This window comes from Flavobacterium sp., assembly GCF_035195345.1.
Classification (GTDB): Bacteria; Bacteroidota; Bacteroidia; order Flavobacteriales; family Flavobacteriaceae; genus Flavobacterium.
This window is the reverse complement of the sequence record NZ_CP136574.1, coordinates 1,258,674-1,276,436: the sequence shown is the minus strand read 5'-3', so window position 1 is coordinate 1,276,436 and position 17,763 is coordinate 1,258,674. Positions and strand designations below refer to the sequence as shown.

The 17,763-nt window shown below is 30.6% G+C and carries 12 protein-coding genes; 3 read left to right on the top strand and 9 right to left on the bottom strand.

The features are described from left to right. The first annotated feature begins 49 nt into the window (after positions 1–49). Positions 50–2,857, top strand: a complete 2,808-nt coding sequence (locus RSE15_RS06210; protein WP_324070212.1) for a M16 family metallopeptidase — start codon at positions 50–52, stop codon at positions 2,855–2,857. Between the two features lie 121 nt (positions 2,858–2,978). On the opposite strand, the gene RSE15_RS06205 is transcribed toward RSE15_RS06210, so the two are convergent. Genes RSE15_RS06205 through map form a run of 3 tightly spaced genes read right to left on the bottom strand, consistent with a single transcriptional unit; the run spans position 2,979 to position 5,364 of the window. Next, positions 2,979–3,743, bottom strand: a complete 765-nt coding sequence (locus tag RSE15_RS06205) for a class I SAM-dependent methyltransferase (protein WP_324070210.1) — start codon at positions 3,741–3,743, stop codon at positions 2,979–2,981. After that, positions 3,740–4,528, bottom strand: a complete 789-nt coding sequence (locus RSE15_RS06200) for a DUF3667 domain-containing protein (RefSeq protein ID WP_324070208.1) — start codon at positions 4,526–4,528, stop codon at positions 3,740–3,742. The genes RSE15_RS06205 and RSE15_RS06200 overlap by 4 nt, the downstream gene beginning before the upstream one ends. A gap of 17 nt (positions 4,529–4,545) precedes the next feature. Then, positions 4,546–5,364 carry a type I methionyl aminopeptidase gene (gene map / locus RSE15_RS06195; RefSeq protein WP_324070206.1) on the bottom strand — a complete coding sequence of 273 codons (819 nt, stop codon included), beginning with the start codon at positions 5,362–5,364 and terminating at the stop codon, positions 4,546–4,548. A 185-nt stretch (positions 5,365–5,549) separates the two neighbouring features. Here map and RSE15_RS06190 point away from each other — a divergent pair, with 185 nt between their 5' ends. Beyond that, on the top strand, positions 5,550–6,827 hold the full coding sequence (locus RSE15_RS06190; protein ID WP_324070204.1) for an acetyl-CoA hydrolase/transferase family protein: 1,278 nt from the start codon (positions 5,550–5,552) through the stop codon (positions 6,825–6,827). Positions 6,828–7,047: 220 nt separating this feature from the next. Beyond that, positions 7,048–7,383, top strand: a complete 336-nt coding sequence (locus tag RSE15_RS06185; RefSeq protein WP_026724257.1) for an RNA-binding regulator — start codon at positions 7,048–7,050, stop codon at positions 7,381–7,383. A gap of 71 nt (positions 7,384–7,454) precedes the next feature. Here the strand turns inward: RSE15_RS06185 and RSE15_RS06180 are convergent, their stop codons facing one another. The 6 genes from RSE15_RS06180 to RSE15_RS06155 all read right to left on the bottom strand — a co-directional run bounded on the left by RSE15_RS06180 (position 7,455) and on the right by RSE15_RS06155 (position 17,664). After that, positions 7,455–11,057 (bottom strand): T9SS type B sorting domain-containing protein, encoded by a 3,603-nt coding sequence (locus RSE15_RS06180; RefSeq protein ID WP_324070198.1) that lies wholly within the window; start codon positions 11,055–11,057, stop codon positions 7,455–7,457. Between the two features lie 76 nt (positions 11,058–11,133). Then, complete coding sequence (locus RSE15_RS06175; protein ID WP_416380766.1) at positions 11,134–12,522, bottom strand: TolC family protein; 1,389 nt, start codon at positions 12,520–12,522, stop codon at positions 11,134–11,136. Next, positions 12,522–13,868, bottom strand: coding sequence for an HlyD family secretion protein (locus RSE15_RS06170; protein ID WP_324070196.1), 1,347 nt, complete (start codon positions 13,866–13,868; stop codon positions 12,522–12,524). The genes RSE15_RS06175 and RSE15_RS06170 overlap by 1 nt, the downstream gene beginning before the upstream one ends. Positions 13,869–13,870: 2 nt before the next feature. Beyond that, positions 13,871–15,532: a peptidase domain-containing ABC transporter gene (locus RSE15_RS06165; protein WP_324070194.1), complete on the bottom strand. Its 1,662-nt coding sequence runs from the start codon at positions 15,530–15,532 to the stop codon at positions 13,871–13,873. Next, positions 15,529–16,200: a TetR/AcrR family transcriptional regulator gene (locus tag RSE15_RS06160; RefSeq protein WP_324070192.1), complete on the bottom strand. Its 672-nt coding sequence runs from the start codon at positions 16,198–16,200 to the stop codon at positions 15,529–15,531. The genes RSE15_RS06165 and RSE15_RS06160 overlap by 4 nt, the downstream gene beginning before the upstream one ends. Positions 16,201–16,647: 447 nt before the next feature. Then, complete coding sequence (locus tag RSE15_RS06155) at positions 16,648–17,664, bottom strand: hypothetical protein (protein ID WP_324070190.1); 1,017 nt, start codon at positions 17,662–17,664, stop codon at positions 16,648–16,650. Between the last annotated feature and the right edge of the window lie 99 nt (positions 17,665–17,763).

The following is a 17,763-nucleotide window of genomic DNA, read 5'->3' as shown; positions in this document are numbered from 1 at the left end:
TTGATTTTGTAGTTATAGATATAATTTTATCAAAACAAAATTAAATTTTATGAAGAAATTACAATTTTCCATTTCTTTATTGCTATTTGTTCCAGCGGTTCTTTTTGCGCAGGGCTTAAAGCTTGAAGATCCAATTCCAACAGACCCAAATGTTAAAATTGGAAAATTATCAAACGGATTAACCTACTACATCCGTAAAAATGCAAAACCAGAAGATAAAGTAGATTTGCGCTTAGTGGTTAATGCAGGTTCTATTCAAGAAACGGATGCACAGCAAGGATTGGCGCATTTCATGGAGCACATGTGTTTCAATGGAACCAAAAGATTTCCTAAGAATGAATTAGTAAATTATCTTCAAAGTATTGGAGTTAAATTTGGTCAACACTTGAACGCCTACACAAGTTTTGATGAAACAGTTTACTTTTTACCAATTCCTTCAGATGATAAAGAAAAAGTAGAAAAAGGATTCCAAATTATCGAAGATTGGGCTTTCAATACGACGTTAACTCCAGAAGAAATTGATAAAGAAAGAGGTGTTGTTTTAGAAGAATACCGTTTAGGCTTAGGAGCTGATAAAAGAATGATGGGTCGTTTTATGCCTAAAATGATGTACAATTCGTTATATGCAAAACGTCTTCCTATTGGTCAAAAAGAAATTCTAGAAAACTTTACATATGATAAATTAACAAGTTTCTATAAAGATTGGTATCGTCCTAATTTAATGGCTGTAATTGTTGTTGGAGATATTGATGTTGCTGAAATGGAAAAGAAAATCATTGCTCATTTTGGTAAATATAAAAATCCGAAAAACGAAAAAGAGCGTAAAATATATGATGTACCAAATCACAAAGAAACATTTGTTTCTGTAGAATCTGATAAAGAGGCTGCTTTTTCGCAAGTTCAATTGTTGTATAAAGATTATGAACAACCAAAGGATGTAGTTACTCTAGCTGATTTTAAAGAATATCTTGCTAAAGGACTTTTTTCTACGATGTTAAATAATAGATTGGAAGAATTACAAAACAGTCCAAATCCTCCTTTTAACTTTGGTTATACATATCATGGTGGTACTTATGCAAGAACTAAAGAAGCTTTTCAGTCTTTTGCTATGGTGGCGCAAGACAAACAAATTGAGGCTTTAAAAGTATTAGTAAGAGAAAACGAAAGAGTTAGACAATTTGGATTTACGCAAGGTGAATTAGAGAGAGCAAAAGCCGAATTTTTATCTCAAATGGAAAGACAATATAACGAGAGAGAGAAAAATGAATCTGAGAATTATGTTTCAGAATATCAGGCAAATTTCCTTGAAAAAGAGCCAATTCCTAGTATTGAATGGATATTTGATGTGTTCAAAAAAATGTTGCCTTTAGTAAGTGTTGAAGATACTAACGGTTTAATTGCAAAATATTTAAAAGAAGACAATAGAGTTGTTATTTTAACAGGTCCAGAAAAAGACGGATTGGTAAAACCAACAGAACAAGAAGTTTTAAATTCGTTAACAGTTAATAAAAACGAGTTAACTGCTTACACTGAAACAAAAGTTTCTGAAAGTTTATTAAGAAATCCTGTAAAAGAAGGAAGTGTTGTATCAAAACAAAGTAATGCAAAATTAGGAACTACTACTTTAAAACTTTCAAACGGGGCAACAGTAGTTTACAAGAAAACCGATTTTAAAAACGACCAAGTAATGTTTGAAGCGGTTAGTTTTGGAGGTTCCAATTTGTTTACTAACGATGAAATGGCTAAAGTTTCATTAGCAATGGGTGGATTAACAGAGGCAGGATTTTCAGGAATGTCTAAAAACGACATTAATAAATTTATGACTGGAAAAATGGCAAGAGTAAATCCTTATGTTGGTGGTATTTTTGAAGGATTAAATGGTTCTACAACTCCAAAAGATTTAGAATATTTATTCCAAATGACGTATGCTTATTTTACAGATTTGAATTTAGATAAAGAAGCGTTTAATGGATTTATTTCTAAGCAAAAAGGATTCATGTCAAACATGATGTCACAACCTGCTACTTATTTCTCAAATGAATTTTACACGTATTTGAATAAAGAAAATCCAAGATATAAAGGATTTCCTAAAGAAGAGGATTTTGATAAAGCAGATTATGAATTAGCTTATAAAAAATACAAAGAGCGTTTTGCAAATGCAGCTGATTTCAATTTTTATTTTGTTGGGAATTTTGATGAAGCTCAGTTAGAAGCTTTTGCAGCAAAATATATTGCTTCATTGCCTTCAGATAAAAACACCAAGGAAACACCAAAGGATTTAGGATATAGAATGTTGAAAGGTTCACACAAAAAAGTAATCAATAAAGGAAAAGATCCTAAGAGTACTGTAAATATTATGATTTATGGAGATACGAAATACGATGCTAAAGAAGCGTTTGCATTTAAAGCATTAGGAGAAGTATTGACTATAAAATTAGTGGAAGAATTAAGAGAAAACGAAAGTGGTGTGTATGGAGTAGGTGCTAGAGGAAGTATGAATAAAGTGCCTTATGGTAGTTACAATTTCTCAATTTCATTTCCATGCGGACCTGAAAATGCTGAAAAGCTTACAGAATCTGCTTTAAGAGAATTGAACAAAATGGTTACAAATGGTCCAGAACAAAAAGATTTGGATAAATTTAAAGAAGCTTCAAGATTAGAATTCAAAGAAAGTTTGAAAGAAAACAGATACTGGATGGCAGTTTTAAAACGTCAATATACAGATGAAGTTAATCCAGAAGAAATTTTTGATTTCGAGACTAAATTAAACGCATTAACAGTAAAAGATCTTCATGAAGTAGCAAAGAAATATCTAGCTAAAGATAAAGTGATCGGTATATTAATGCCTGAAGAATAAATAGGTTTTTATTAAATTCAAAATCCCGCAATTGTAATGATTGCGGGATTTTTTTATTTATGAACCAAATGATTTTCTTTCATTTTGTCATGCTAAATTAATTTCAGCATCTAAACAAAATTTATTTATAACAAACTGGGATTTTTTCTCCTTTTGCTAAACAATATTTTTCTACTAATTCAGGAGCAATTGTTTTGGTGTAATCTACTTCTTCAACTTTAAAACCAATGCTTCTTAGTTTGTCAAAGTAATCTCTTCCGTAAACTCTAACGTGGTCGTATTGCCCGAAGATTTTTGCGCGTTCTTTTTCATCTGTAATAGAATCGTCAGAAAAAGTAACTTCACGAGACAAATCTTGTGGAATTTGAAAAATTCCCATTCCGCCCGGTTTTAAAACACGATATAATTCTTGCATGGCTTTTGTGTCATCTGGAATATGTTCCAAAACGTGATTACACAAAATGATATCATACGAATTATCTTCAAAAGGCAAATTACAAATATCAGCTTTAACATCGGCTAGAGGCGAAAACAAATCGGTAGTCGTGTAATCTAAATTCGATTGTTTCTTGAAACATTTGTAAAATTCTTGTTCTGGCGCAAAGTGTAATACTTTTTTTGGTGCTGTAAAAAAATCAGTTTCATTTTGTAAATACAACCATAATAAACGATGTCTTTCTAATGAAAGCGTACTTGGTGATAATACATTGTTTCTTTGCGTTCCGTAGCCATAAGGCAAAAACATACGAAAGCTTTTTCCATCAATTGGATCTGTAAAACGACTTCCCTTTAATAAAAAAGCCAAAATAGGACGTGCCACAATACTCAATCTAATTAATATCGGACGAGGAATGGTGTTTAATATAAGTTTAAAAAGTTTTTTCATTTCATTAAAGTTATGGCGTATATAATTCCAAATAGAAGAGAAAATGCGATTATTATACCGATATATAATCCAAAGAAAAGCAGTAGGTACTTAATTCCAGAAGCAATGCTTTGTTTTAAATTTTGATTATATAATTCTTTAAAAGCGTAAAGTGTAAAAAATATGAATAAAAACAAAAATAGCATAGAATAAGTGCCAAAACTCATTCCCAACATATTTACTAATATAACTTGTAATACTAATGATATAAAACCTAAGTTTGTTTGTAAGTAACTATTAAATACCAAATGTTCGAAGAAATTATGACCTCTTTTGTTGAATATAATATAACTAGTCAGCGCATATATAGGTATTAACAATAACACAAAAAAGTTGTAATAACTCATTAGTGTTTCCATATAACTTTTCATGTCTATTTTAGGGACATTACTTGAGGGATTTGTTGAATTATAGTCTTTTGTAAAACCTTCTGAATAATCCATTATTATTTCCATTGGAAAAAATTTATAGAAAAAAACAGCTATCGTAGCATATAAAATTATATATGAAAATGGATGGAAATATTTTTTTCTGGCACCAGAAATATAGGCTTCTAAAACATCTTTGGGATTTTTAAACAAACCAAAGAAAGTTCTCCAAAAATTATTATCCCAACTAAAAAATGGGCCAATAAATTCTTCCCAAGTTCCTTTTAATGAAAGTCTGTCATCAACAATTTTAGCACCACAATTTGAACAATATTGCGCGGTGTTTTCATAAGGATTATTACAAGTTTTACAATTCATACATTAAATGTGTTAGATTATAATACTAATGGTTTTTGTCTTAAGCCATCTTCTTCATTGCTAACAATTCCTAAGGCTTCGTAGATGTAAGCAAAAGTGGATAACAATTCAGGTTTTCCATCAACAATCGCAACATCATGTTCAAAATGTGCGCTTGGTTTTCCGTCGGCAGTAGTAATCGTCCAGCCGTCTTTATGTTGTTTGATGTTTTTGGTTCCCATGTTAATCATTGGTTCGATTGCGATAACCATTCCATTGACTAGTTTTTTTCCACGGCCACGTTTTCCATAGTTAGGAACTTCTGGGTCTTCGTGCATCTTTCTGCCTAAACCGTGTCCACATAATTCACGAACTACTCCATAACCATGACTTTCGCAATATTGCTGAATGGCATGACCAATATCTTCCACACGATTGCCCACTTTAGTTTCACGAATACCAACGTATAAAGATTCTTTGGTAATTTGTAATAATTTTTTTGTTTCTGGAGCAACTTCACCTACTTCAAAAGTATAGGCATGATCGCCATAAAAACCATTTTTATAAGCACCACAATCTACCGAAATAATATCGCCATCTTGCAACGGAACATTGTTTGGAATACCATGAACTACTTGTGTGTTTGGACTCATGCAAAGCGAGTTTGGAAATCCATACATTCCTAAAAATGCAGGTTCTGCTCCGTGCGAACGAAGAAAATCTTCCGCTAATTTATCTAAATGCAAAGTAGTAACGCCAGGTTTAATTTCCTTTGCAATCATTCCTAGTGTTTTAGAAACAATTAAAGCACTTTCGCGCATTAATTCTATTTCTTCAAGGGTTTTAAGTACAATCATAATACAAAATTTCGCAACAAAAATACGAATTCGATAGCAATTTCAATTTCAAGAATAACTTTAATTTTAAAGGATACTCTTTTTTACATGGAATTTCCTACTTCTAACTTCCTACTTTAAAATGAGAAATGTCATATTTTAGTCTTAAATTACCACATAAATTTGTACTATAAATTTCATTAGGTATGGGAAAATATGTAACCGCAGCGGAAGCTGTACAAGTAGTAAAAAGTGTTGATAGGGTCTATGTTCAGGCAGCGGCGGCTACACCAACAATATTAACAAAAGCATTAACGGATAGAGCTTCTGAACTTAGAGATGTAGAAATATGTCATTTACATACAGAAGGTGATGCGCCCTATGCAAATCCTGTATTAGCGGATAGCTTTCATGTAAACTCTTTTTTTATTGGAGCAAATGTTCGTCATACACTTAAAGCAGGAAATGGTTCTTATACACCTGTTTTTTTAAGTGAATTGCCTTTATTGTTTCGTAAAAATGTTCTGAAATTAGATGTTGCTTTTATACATGTTTCACCACCTGATAGTCATGGATATTGTTCGTTAGGTGTTTCTGTTGAGGCAACTGTGGCTGCAATTGAAAATGCTAAAACGGTTGTTGCACAAGTTAATCCAAATATGCCAAGAACTTTTGGTGATGGAATTCTACACGTTTCTGAAATTGATTTTCTTGTAGAAGTTAATGTCCCAATTTTTGCTCATGAAGTAACTCCATTTACAGCCGAAGAAGAAAAAATAGGAACTTATGTTGCTTCATTAATTGAAGATAAAAGTACACTGCAAATGGGAATTGGTTCGATTCCGAATGCGGCATTAAGTAAATTGACCAATCATAAAGATTTAGGATTACACACGGAGATGTTTTCAGATGGAGTAATCGATTTAATTGAAAATGATGTCATCAATTGTAATTATAAAGGCACTTTAAGAGGAAGAGCTTTAGCAACTTTTTTAATGGGTTCGAAACGTTTGTACGATTTTGTAGATGATAATCCGTTTATAGAGATGAAAGAATCTTCTATGGTGAATGATACAGCTCGTATTCGAAGAAACCCAAGAATGGTAGCTATTAATTCGGCTATTGAAGTGGATTTAACCGGGCAAGTTTGTGCTGATTCTATTGGTAGTACCATGTATTCAGGAGTAGGAGGACAAATGGATTTTATTCGCGGGGCTTCGTTAAGTGAAGGCGGAAAAGCGATTATAGCTTTACCTTCTACAACTAAAAGAGGCGAAAGTAGAATTGTACCTTATTTAAAACAAGGTGCTGGAGTGGTTACCACAAGAGCACATGCCCATTATATTATTACTGAAAATGGGATAGCCGATTTATATGGTAAAACCTTAAAACAGCGTGTTTCAGAATTAGTAAGAATTGCACATCCAAATCATCAGGAAGCTGTTGAACGTGCATATCACGAAATGACGGGTTGTCCTAAATAATACAAATTTGAGTTAAGAGTAAAAAGACAATCGAGAGGTTGTCTTTTTGTTATTAAGTAGTTTGTAATAAAATTTAAAATAGCTTAATAAAATTTTAAAAAACTAATAATTTGATTTCGAATTTTTTAGCTAAATAACCTTGATTTTGAAAATAAACTAAACTTTAACCTTTTAGCAACATTAAATAGTCTACCTTTGTAAGGAATTAAATTTTTCATAGATGAACATTTTTGTAGGAAGTCTTCCTTTCAGTGTAGAGGAAGCAGATTTAAGAGGTTATTTTGAAGAGTATGGAGCTGTTGAATCAGTTAAAATTATCTCTGACAAATTTACCGGAAGAAGTAAAGGATTTGGATTTGTTGAAATGGCTAATGATGCTGAGGCTCAAAAAGCAATCGACGAATTAAACGGTGGAACTATCGAAGGTAGAAAAATCGTTGTTAACAAATCTGAACCAAAACCAGAAGGAGAAAGAAGAAGCTTCGATCGTAACGCTGGTGGAAGTAGAGGTGGTTATTCTAATAATAGAGATAACAACTCAAGAGGTCGTTATTAATATACTTTTTGGATATAAAACGCAGAAAGCCTTCGCATCGCGAAGGCTTTTTTATTTGCTCTATTTTTAATTTATCGAATTAAACTAAAATGTCCTTTAAATTCTTTGGTTACATTATCTTTGGTGTATTCAATTGTAAACCAGTAATCAGAAGCAGGAAGTAATTTGTTATTGAAAGTTCCATTCCATCCTTCTCCATTTGGATCAATTTGTTTTATTAATTTTCCATATCGATCAAAAATTCTAATAGTTGTTGCCTCTAAAGCACTACTTCCTTTGATGTTCCAAGTGTCATTATAACCATCACCGTTAGGTGTGAGATACTTTGGATAATCAACTATTGTGAATTGACTAGTAACATCACCACAGCCAAACTTGTTAATAACAGTTAATGTGTAATCGCCACCAGGTATATTGGTAAAGGTATTACTTGGCTGAAAATAGGTTCCATCGATAGAGTATAAATAGTCGTTTGATACAGGTGAAACTATTGCAGTTATCGTATTTTCAATCCCAAACGAAATGATTTCATTAGGAGTTATAGCAAGTGTATTAGGTACAATAGCATTTTGAGTACTTACATTAAATACTGAAGAACAATTGGCAGCATTTGAAATATTAGTAACTTTAACAGAGTATATTCCTACGGTTGAGGTAGTAAAAGATGTGTTAGTTTCTCCAGGAATTTCATTTCCTATTTGTGCATCATGTCCAATATACCATTGAAAAATATAATCAGTATTATTTAATAACGTTTTTATTTCTACAGGATGTGTAATGGCATTCAGTTGGTCAACACAAATAATGTATGGATCATTTGAAAGTTTGTTTTCTGGATAAGGTCTTACATATAAATCTAATTCTAAAATTTTAAAACAAGCTAATCCTGTTTCGCTATCAATGTTAGTTCTACTGTTTAATCGAACATAAATTTTCTGATAATTAATGGTTGTGTTTTGAAAAATGTTTGGCGAGGTTATTCGATTTGTATTTCCATTTAACAAAGCGTCTGCAAGTTCTGTATAGTATTTAAATGCAATAGTATTAACGGGAGTTGTACCTGCCATTTGTATTTCTCTTGTAGTTAAATCGAAAAATTCAAATCCAGAATCGTTACACAATTCAATTGCTGTAGGATTAGAATTACTTCCAGGTAATGCCATCACTTCAAGAGTTAATGTAGTGAATGTTTCACAAGAATTATTTGTAGGATCAACAACTTTACAAATGATGATTGTTGATGCACTCAAATAATTAGCAGGCGTTGTGATTGGATTATTGGCTAAAACATCAGTATTATTAGCATAAAAACTTACTTGATAATTTAAATTTCCATTCACAATTTGATTAATTCGACTGGTTAAATTAAAAGTAGCAGTTGTATCTCCACATAAACGAATAGGGGAAGGTTGAATAATAATTGGATTTTGAAAAACCAATATATTAAAGTTTACAATAGAAAAACATTGAGTTAGCGTGTCAAATAATCGAGCAAAAATAGTTCTAGTTCCTGTTGTTAAAGGAAGTGGAGTGTTTTTATTTATCTCAAGAATATTGTCTTTCGCATTATCAAATGTGTTAAAATAAGAAACTATAACGGTTGGGTTTTGACCAGTTAAAGCTTCAACATCTTTTGTGTTTAATAAATAAGCATCTAATAAACATAAATTTTCATTTGTAATTAAACTTTGGATAGGAGCTTGTGTTACCACAACTTCAAATGTTCCTATACCTTCACAGCTTTGTGTAGTATTTGAAATAACTCTAGTGTATACGGTTGTAGTACCAATTGGAATTTGACTCAAATTACTCAATCCATTTAAACCTGTTGATGCATCTGATGTGTTCAAATGAAAAGAGATACTCACATCTGAACTGGCAAAATAAGCGTTTTTTATAGCTATTCGTTGTGCGTCAAAATTTAAAAAACCATAGTTTTGATTAATTTCTGGGCAAACGGCAGGAATGTTAGGGTAATTGGCAACACTTGTTGGATTAATTTGTAATGTAAAACTTCCAACACCAGAAGAGGTACAATTTGGAGTTACATTTTCATTTACCAATTTCACATAAATAGTTTGTAAAAACGGAGAAGTTAAATTAATATAATTTGATGGATTTAGTATTTGTTGCGTTAAAGCAATATCAGTGTAGAAATTTAAAGTTAATCCTGCAGTGCTATTGGTAAAATAATTATACAGTTGTAATAAATTAGTTTCTGCAATTCCATCAAGTGTATTGTTGATGTAATCACATTGTTCTAAAGTTGTTGCAACAGTGTTAATTACAGGTAACGCATTAATAGTTACTGAAATCGTATTTGAAGAATTTAAACACGTTCCTTGTTCAGTAGTTTCTAAATAATATTGTGATGTTGTATTTAAAGCCTGATTAAATTTGTTGACCGTATAAGTTGAACCATTCGCGCCAGCTATAGCTACACCATCCTTAATCCATTGGTAAGAAAGTGCGCTGTTAATACTCGCATTTGCATTTATTGAAGTAATAGTATAAGAATCGTTTTCGCAAATAGTTGTATTTGAAGCAATTTGAATATTTGGATTAGCAATAATTCTAATAATACTAGAGTTTGTTTCTGAACAAGGCGAATTGGTTACTTTGATAAAATAATCACCTGGTAAAGTTGGTGTAAAAGCAGTTGTTGTCTCACCACCAATAGGGTTGTTATTGCGATACCATTGATAGTTTAATATATCAATTGTTGGATTTAAATCGGTATTATTTGCAATATTTGATGATAATATAGGATTTGTATTTAAACAAACGGTATTAGAATTTGAAATACTAATAAGTGGTTTTGTATGAAATTTTAAATTAGCTTCAGCTTCGCTCACTCTAAGTCCCGTTAAGTTTCCTGTTGGATTTACGGTGATGTCATAAGCAGTTGTAATTACTTTATATACACCACTTTCTGAAACAATTAAGTTGTTTGTTGAAATTGTTGAATTTGAAATAGCATCAATTTGAACATTATCTTTAAACCAAGTATAGTTGAATCTTAAATTACTGGGAACACCCGGAAAATCTGAAATGTCTATAGTAGCCACAATTTCTTTTGTATCAGGTTTGCAATACTCTAAATTAGTAAGTAGTGTTCCATCTGTATTATTTAACGTTACAGACGATAAGAAATCACAATTCGTACTTCCAGAACCTCCAGTTTGTGAAACAGTAATATTTCCTGCCTGTCCTGAATAATTATCAATTACAATTACATATAAATCACCAGCATTACTGTTTGGGATAGTTACCGTTTCAAGACTAGCTGTACTATAACTACAATCTACTTCATTAGTAGTATTTAATTGGTTACAAATGTTATTTAAATTTTGGAAAGGTCCCCATAAAACAAAGTCAACATCTGAACCATTACCAGCTAAATTTTGTTGACTGATTTGTAAAACAACATTTCCTGGGGTATCGATTTCAATAAAAAACCAAGTAGGTCCCACATATTGAGTCGGAATACAGGTTGAATTAAAATTTTCCCCATTTCCACCAACAGAACTACTAAAAGGTATGCTGGTAGCACAAGATTGATACGCGCCCGGATTAGCAGTCAACTCAGCACATGAAGATGCGCCACCTTGACCAAAGGCATTTACACTTACAAAAAGTATAAAAATTAATATAATAAGAGCTCTTTTTTTCATGTTTATAGTTTGGGGGGCAAATTTATTAATTTTTAAAGTTACATAATTAACACTTTCCTTTTGTTTTGTTTTGTTTTTAATTTGGATTCGCTAAGGTCTTGTAAATGCTAATTAAAGCATTTAAATATCTATTTTCTAGAGCAATTTCGTTTAGTTGTGAACTTACTAATGAATTCTCTCTAGAATTGATGATGAATAAAGAACTTTCTCCCATTTCAAATAATCGATCTTCAGCATTTAGTAGTTTAGTGAAGTCTTTAACTAATTTATCGTTATAATCTTGTTGCTTTTCGAGTGAAACAATTTCTTGTTGCTGCGATTTGATTTTGTTTTCAAGATTTTTTCGTTCAAATTGTAAGTTGAATTCTGAATCTTTAATTTTTAAATCCGCTAGTTTTAAACTTCCTCTTTCTTTTCTAAGAAATAATGGGAACGAAAAATTTAGGCCAATTTTATAATCTTCAAAACGGTAATTATCAATATAACTTGGTTCAGATAAATAATTATAACTTAAATCTAATTTAGGCAAGAGTGCGTTTGCTTTTAATTTTCGATCTACTTTTAGCATTGCAATTTTTGCATCTAAGGCTTTAATTTTTGGATGATTGTCTAAATCAATTGGAGCGAGTTCGTTAATTTGAAGTGTTTCTTTAATAGTATTTGTAAGAAAATCTTCGGGGCGTAAATTATCATTTAACTCTAGTGGAATGTTATTTTCTAACCATAAATAATTAGATAATTCTAATTTAGCTTTAGTGAGTTTAAGTTTAGCATCTTCTAAGTTTAATTGGCGTGTTTTTACCACAATTCCAGCTTCTATACTGTCTATGGCAGGTTTGTCTCCTTCATTTATTAAAGTAGCGATGCCTTTGTATCTAATTAAAGCGTTTTGAATGTAATTTTCATAGAGTTTTACTTCTTCAAAACTTCTTTTCCAATTCATATAGCTAACAGCAGCTTCATAAATAATTTCAATTGCTTGGAGATTTCGCTCGGCAGCATTTAAATTTCTAGCAATTTTAGCTTTTCTAATATCGGTCATACGTTGATTGATGAACAATCCTTGACCAATAGGAACGGCTATTCCTAGTGAAGTTAATCCACTGTTGGGTAACGTGTTTTCAGGATTTACATAGATGCCTTCTGCGTTATCAAATCCAGCCTTTAGTTCAATTCCGTACCAAGTAGGAATTTTGAAACTACTGTTTAAGATAGAATAATATTCACTTGTTTTAAATTGCTTTTCGTTGTATTCTACTTCTATTTTTGGATCAAAAGCACCTCTTGCTAGCATTAAATTAGCTTGTGCTTCATTTAGTTTTAAATCGGCTTGTTTTACCAATGGATGGTATTTTTTTACATACCCTAAAAATTCATTAAAACTAAATTCGGTCATGGTGTTTTGTCCAAAAACACTTAGATTGCTACAAATGAAAAGTATGAAATAAATTAGCTTCGATTTCATTATTTTTTAGTTTTTTCAGTTGGTGTTGGTTCATAAAAATTAGGTGGAAAACCATTAAGTGTTCTCCAAATTTCAAACCAAATAGGTACATTATCTAATAAAGCTATGGTTTGTGTTCCAGCTCCAATACTTAATTGTTTAGGCCATACTTTGTCATTTTTATCGGGAGCAATTAAAACTCTATATTTTCCATTTTCACTTATAAAGTTTTCTTTAGCCACAATAACGCCTCCAAAAGTTCCAAAAGAAGCACCGGGCCAACCGCTAAATACAATTGAAGGCCATCCATCAAACCATACTCTTACTTTTTCGCCTTTGTGTATTAATGGAAAATCTACTGGACTTATATAAGTTTCCACAGCAATATCAAAGTTAGCAGGCATAATACTTACAATAGAAGTGCCTTCTTTGATGGTTTCTCCAATTCCACTTTGTAACGCTCGGTTTACATAGCCATTTTGTGGAGCCACAATGTAATACATTCCGTTTCTGATTTGATAATTTTGATATTGATTTTTAAGTTTGTTTACTTGTGCTTCAGTATCAAATTGAGAACTTAATGCCGTTTGCTTATCACTTTGTGCTTTGGCTACTTTTTCTGAATACTCTGCTAAAATTCTATTCAGCTCCATTTTTGCATTTAAAACTTCGTTTTGAGCTGCAATATATTTGTTTTCTTGAGTAATTATTTTTGCCTCTGTATCTTGTAGTTTTACCCTTTTTTCCTCAACGTCTGTCAATGGTTTTAAGCCTTCTTTATTTAAGTTGATAGAACGATTATATTGTGTTTTAGCAATTTTTAATTGTGTTTTAACGGCTTCTAAGTCGATACTATCACTTTGAACTTTTAATTTAGCTTGAATAAGTTTGTTTTGAGCTTGTTTAAATTTTAATCCTCTTTCATTGTCAATAGCGCCAATTTGATTTTCTAACGCTTTCACTTTTGAGGCATATGAAGAGGCAGAGCTTACTTTAGCATCAACTTGCTTGCCTGTGTTTTCTACTAAATTTGGATCTAAATAATCTTCTTTTATCTCTGAAATAAATAGGATTGTATCACCTTTTTTTACATAATCACCTTCATTTACATACCATTTTTCAATTCTTCCCGCAATGGCAGATTGAACTGTTTGTGGTCTTTGGTTGGGTTTTAAAGTTGTTACCGAACCAGCACCAGAAACATTTTGTGTCCAGGGTAAGAATAAAAAAACCAACAATAATAATCCTAAAATCCAAATGGTTTTTTTAACCATGCGATAGCCTTTGTTGTCTTCAAATATCTTTGCCGATTTGAATTGATTCATGTCAATCCATTTTTCAACTCTATTTTCTGTAATATTTAACATGATTATTTTATGGTTTTAATTTGACCATTTTCTAAAGTAATGATTCTTGAACATTTTTCTTTCCAATAGTTGCCTTTTGCTACAACTATTAATGTCCAAGGTTGTTCTGGAGCGGTTAGCCAATCTATAATTTCGCCAGCAGAAAATTTGTCTAATTTTTCAACCGGTTCTTCTAAAAATAGTAATTTAGGTTTCGTAAGAACACATCTTGCAAGTAATATCTTTTGAATTGAAGCTGAATTTATTCTTTTTCCACCCGAAAACATTGGCGTATCTAACCCTAAAGGTAAAGATTTAATCAACTCTGTTAGCTTTAATTTTTCTAGAACGTGGCTTATTTCTTTTTTTGTTATGGTTGGATTGTTACAAGTAATGTTTTCTAAAATTGTTCCTTCAAAAGGACTATCATCAATATTGATTACTCCGATATTTGATCTAAAATCTTCAATACAATATTTTTTATAACTTGTATTGTTTAAGAAAACAGTTCCAACAGAAGGTTCAAATATTCTTGAAAGAATACGTAGTAAAGTAGTTTTTCCAGAACCATTTTCTCCTTGAATTAAAATGCGATCATTCTTGTTAATTGTTAAATCAATTCCATTAATAACAGCTGTTTCGCTATCTGGAAATTGGTAGAAAATATTTTTTGCTTCTATGCAAATTTCATCGTTTTCCATGTAGTATCGAGCTTCTTTTGGCAAATTATCTCTTTCCAATTCTAAGTCAACTACTGTGCCAAGTTTTTCTAAGGATGTTGTTACATCATAGAATAATTCTAATCCATAAAATAATTTTTCTACAGCACTAATAATGGTAATGATAATAATTTCTGCAGCTACAAACTGACCAATATTCATTTGTTGGTTAAGTACTAAAATCCCACCAATAATTAACAGCCCTGCTGTAATAAGTACTTTAAAACCTGTTAGTTGAATGAATTGTTTTTTTAATACATTAAAATGACTTTCTCTATGCGATAAATATTCTGTAACTAACTTGTCGTTTTTTTGTAATGAGAAATTAAATATTTTATCATTTTTAAAGCTTAAATGATTTCTTGCAATTTCTTGAAGCCAATGAGCAACTTTATATTTGTATTTTGATTCTTTTAAGCTGGTTTCCAAGCCTTCATTGAAGTTAATTTTAAAAATAATATAAAGCATAAACAATAATATTATTCCAAAAAATATAAAAAACGGGTGATAAACCGATAATAATAAAATACCAAATAAGATTTGTAACGCCGCAGTTGAAATTTCTAAAATTAGTTTTGAAAAACCTTTTTGAACAGTTAATGTGTCAAAAAATCGATTCGCAAGTTCGGGTGGCGAAAAATTGTATAACTGGTTAAATTTAATGTTTGGAAATCGGTAAGCAAATTCAAACGAGGAACGAACAAATATTTTTTGTTGAAGGTTTTCTGTAATTCTAAATTGCATGATTTTTAACACGCCAACGAAAGCAACACCAACAACAACAATGAACACTAATACAATCCAAGAGGTACTAACTTGTCCTGCTTGAATAAAATTTACAATTGATTGAATACCTAATGGAATTGACAAACTAATTAAACCCGCTAAAACTGCGTAAATTAATAGTTGATAAACATCTTGTTTATCATTGTAAATTAAGTTTTTAAATCTTTTTAATGGTGTCATAATAATGTTTTTTTGATCATATCAATATAAAAGTCAGACAAGCAATCTTTTTCAGATAAGTTAGTAATGGTTTTAAAGTGGTCTTTCAAATAGTGTTGGTGTAAGGCTCCTTGAACTATTGATGACGCTAGACTTTTTGCATAAGGATAATTTGGATTTACTAAACTTATGGTTTCTGTTAAACGATATATTAAACGTTTGTATACTAAGAAAAAACCTTCTTTGTTTTCTTCATCAACGTCTTTTGTTAGTAATGTTTTTGAAAAATCAGATATTATAATCCTATTTAAAATAGACTCATCAATATGTGGCGTGTTTTTATCGTCTACAATGTTTTGAGTTATTATTTTAAGGCTGATGATTAATTTTTCTTCGGGATTGGTAATGTTATGTGTTGCAAAAACTAAATTGTATTCTATCCATGACCAATACCAAGAAGAAAGGTATACTAGTAATTTGTGTTTGTTTTCAAAATAGCGATAAATTGAACTTTCATTGGATTGTATTTTTTCTCCCAATTTTTTGAAAGTAAATGCTTCAAAGCCAATTTCGTCAATTAACAGAATACTATTTTTTAATATGTTTCTACCCAATTCTGATGTCTCAGGATCTTTAACATATAGTTTTTCATTAATTGTAATTTTTACATTTGAAAGTAAATTAGGCATAATTTGTATTTTAATAGCGCAAATATAATAGTAATACTATCAATATAAAAAAGTTTAACTTTTATTTTAGAAATCGCAATAACTCAAATCACGAGAAAATCGGGTTTTGAGTTATGATTTATCAAGTCCTAGAATACTTATACAGAATAATATTTATGAAAAAATCAAGAACGAATTAATTGTATTTTTAAAAAAGAATTATACTTTGATAAATACCAAGAGAATTATCAATTATGAAACAAATAATAAAAGAAACTATGAAATTTATTATGAGAAAAGAATTGCGCTCTGATCAAATGCTATGAACAAATCAATAGTTTAAAAGCCTAAATTATAATCTATAAAATAAAAAACACTTGTAAAAAGTTTTACAAGTGTTTAATTTATTATTTTGACTAATTAAATCTGTATTGATTTTTTTTGGACTAGTCTTTAATATTTTTTGGTTTAATTACAATGCAAATTAATTAATTCAATAAGTGGTTCCTCATTCAAAATTGAATAAGTTTCAGATGGATTATCATCGAATGAAACTATAATAGGATAATTAAATAATGGTAGATAATTTTGGTTTGGGTTGTATAATTGTAACAATTCATCATCGTTTTGAGCGGTAGCAACAGCACCATTATATTGTACCTGAACAGGATAGGATATGTTTAAACAACTATCTAAAATATTATCAAAAGTGTCAACAAAGTCATCAGATGAAAATCCAGCACATTCAGCATTACAAGCATTTGGAAATTCGATTACTTGCCCGCCAATATTTACACAAACAGGTTCATAAACATCTGGACAATTGCAATTAGAAGAAACACAATTATTGATTAATTGTTCGTATTCATAAGAATTGTTAATTTGAATAATTTCATTGTTTGATAGTACTGAAAATGGATATACAAAATCAATAATATAATTGTCTTGATTGTCATCGTCAATTAAATTATATAGTGCTTCTTCGCTAGAAATAACAATAACTTGATTATTGATTGTCATTAACGAAAACGGGTAAACGAAAGTGTAGCATGGGCCTTCTCCTATAACATCGTCATAGGTGTCCATGTCACATGCTTGGATTATATTCCAAAAGCCTTCTTCGCTAGTGATAGTTATAGGAGATGTGCTTCCTGCAACTATAATGTCAAACGGAAATGAAATTCCTTCAATATATAATACATCCGTTTCGTTTTCTAATATCGAAAACAATTCTACTTGACTTGATACAGTAATAGTTGTTCCATTATTATATGAAAGTGTCAATGGATAAACAAATTCAAAGCACATGTTTGAATCGTCGCTCGAAGTTCTTCCAGAAATATTATTGGCAACTTTCATTTCTCTCAAGAACATTCGTAAAGCCGAACTTTTTTCGATTTCTAATGAATCTTCATTACTAGAACACGATTGGAAAATTAATGCTGAAGCAGCAAAAAGTATTAAAATAAGTTTTAATTTTTTCATAATAATGCTATTTAATTTTTTTCAAATATATTTAAAATTATATTTAAAATAAAAATTGTTTAACATTTTTTTATAAAAAGTAAACAAATAATTTATATA